This window comes from Gemella sp. 27098_8_92, from assembly GCF_041433685.1.
Classification (GTDB): Bacteria; Bacillota; Bacilli; order Staphylococcales; family Gemellaceae; genus Gemella.
In genome coordinates this window covers 1-2,421 of record NZ_JAPWBZ010000014.1, presented here as the reverse complement: position 1 = coordinate 2,421, position 2,421 = coordinate 1, and the positions used below count along the sequence as shown (strand labels likewise).

Genomic DNA, 2,421 nt, shown 5'->3' with positions numbered 1-2,421 from the left:
ACCTTTGTGCTTAGACGTCCTATTCCATCAGGACGATCAATTAGCCTCCTCTGTCCCCACTTCTCTCAATCGATATTCGGTGGTACAGGAATTTCTACCTGTTGTCCATCGGCTTCACCTATCGGCTTCACCTTAGGTCCCGACTTACCCAGAGCGGACGAGCCTTCCTCTGGAAACCTTAGTCTTTCGGTGGATAGGATTCTCACCTATCTTTCGCTACTCACACCGGCATTCTCACTTCTAACCTCTCCACCTCGCCTTCCAGCTCAGCTTCTATGATGTTAGAACGCTCTCCTACCATATAACATTAGTTATATCCGCAGCTTCGGTTGTATGTTTAGCCCCGGTACATTTTCGGCGCGATGTCACTCGACCAGTGAGCTATTACGCACTCTTTAAATGGTGGCTGCTTCTAAGCCAACATCCTGGTTGTCTGTGCATCATCACATCCTTTTCCACTTAACATACAATTTGGGACCTTAGCTGGCGGTCTGGGCTGTTTCCCTTTCGACTACGAACCTTATCACCCGCAGTCTGACTCCCGTTGATATTTATCTGGCATTCGGAGTTTGTCTGAATTCGGTAACCCGGGATGGGCCCCTAGTCCAAACAGTGCTCTACCTCCAGTAAACTCACAACGAGGCTAGCCCTAAAGCTATTTCGGAGAGAACCAGCTATTTCCAAGTTCGATTGGAATTTCTCCGCTACCCACACCTCATCCAAACACTTTTCAACGTGTCCTGGTTCGGTCCTCCATTCAGTGTTACCTAAACTTCAACCTGGACATGGGTAGATCACTTGGTTTCGGGTCTACTCCATCATACTATTTCGCCCTATTAAGACTCGCTTTCGCTTCGGCTCCATGTCTTCCACTTAACCTCGCATGATAAAGTAACTCGCCGGTTCATTCTACAAAAGGCACGCCATCACCCCCTTAAGGGCTCTGACTACTTGTAAGCACACGGTTTCAGGTTCTCTTTCACTCCCCTCCCGGGGTTCTTTTCACCTTTCCCTCACGGTACTGGTTCACTATCGGTCACTAGGTAGTATTTAGCCTTACCAGATGGTCCTGGTAGATTCCGACGGAATTCCTCGTGTTCCGCCGTACTCAGGTGCTCTCTCACGCCAACTTAGCATTTCGTATACAGGACTTTTACCTTCTACGGTCTATCTTTCCAAATTGTTCTACTATACTTCATCATACGCTTTGTTGAGAGTCCTACAACCCCAATATGCATGCACATTGGTTTGGGCTCTTTCCCTTTCGCTCGCCGCTACTTAGGAAATCGATTTTTCTTTCTCTTCCTGCAGGTACTTAGATGTTTCAGTTCCCTGCGTTACCTCGCTTTCGCGTACCGCCCTTTTAAAAGCGGTGGGTTCCCCCATTCGGATATCTACGGATCTTTGCTTACTTACAGCTCCCCGTAGCGTTTCGTCGTTTGTCACGTCCTTCTTCGGCTCCTAGTGCCAAGGCATCCTCCGTGCGCCCTTTACTACTTAATCGTGTGTAGCTTTTACGCTTCGTTCTTCTTCCTTGAACTCTTGTGAATAAGTTTTTTCAACTTACTTACTTTTTTCTCGGTTTTGTAAATCTGTTTCTTTACTTATAGAAAATTATCTTTGATCTAATATATATATTCAGTTTTCATTGTCCAAAAAAATGGTGGAGCCTAGCGGGATCGAACCGCTGACCTCCTGCGTGCAAAGCAGGCGCTCTCCCAGCTGAGCTAAGGCCCCATAGTAATATTTTATTTTAAAAGAATAAATGGTGGGCCTAAATGGACTTGAACCATCGACCTCACGCTTATCAGGCGTGCGCTCTAACCAGCTGAGCTATAGGCCCCTATTAAATTTTATTCTTTTTTTTGAATGTTTTGAACACTCAAAACTAAACGAATCGCCAACGTATTCCTTATCCTTAGAAAGGAGGTGATCCAGCCGCACCTTCCGATACGGCTACCTTGTTACGACTTCACCCCAATCATCTGTCCCACCGTGACCGGCTCCCTCCTTAAAGGTTAGGCCACCGTCTTCGGGTGTTACAAACTCTCGTGGTGTGACGGGCGGTGTGTACAAGACCCGGGAACGTATTCACCGCGACATTCTGATTCGCGATTACTAGCGATTCCAGCTTCATGTAGTCGAGTTGCAGACTACAATCCGAACTGAGAATAGTTTTATGAGGTTGGCTGACTCTCGCGAGCTCGCTTCTCTTTGTTCCTATCCATTGTAGCACGTGTGTAGCCCAAGTCATAAGGGGCATGATGATTTGACGTCATCCCCACCTTCCTCCAGTTTATCACTGGCAGTCTATCTAGAGTCCCCATCTTACTGCTGGCAACTAGATATAAGGGTTGCGCTCGTTGCGGGACTTAACCCAACATCTCACGACACGAGCTGACGACAACCATGCACCACCTG

General features: G+C 47.3%; 2 tRNA genes and 2 rRNA genes. All 4 read right to left on the bottom strand.

Annotated features, from left to right (window positions below):
- A 23S ribosomal RNA gene (locus O3802_RS07590) occupies nt 1-1,503 on the bottom strand; the annotation flags it as partial.
- Nucleotides 1,504-1,661: 158 nt separating this feature from the next.
- Nucleotides 1,662-1,737: transfer RNA gene (locus tag O3802_RS07585), tRNA-Ala, on the bottom strand.
- Nucleotides 1,738-1,766: 29 nt separating this feature from the next.
- Nucleotides 1,767-1,843, bottom strand: a tRNA-Ile gene (locus tag O3802_RS07580).
- A 79-nt stretch (nt 1,844-1,922) separates the two neighbouring features.
- A 16S ribosomal RNA gene (locus tag O3802_RS07575) occupies nt 1,923-2,421 on the bottom strand; the annotation flags it as partial.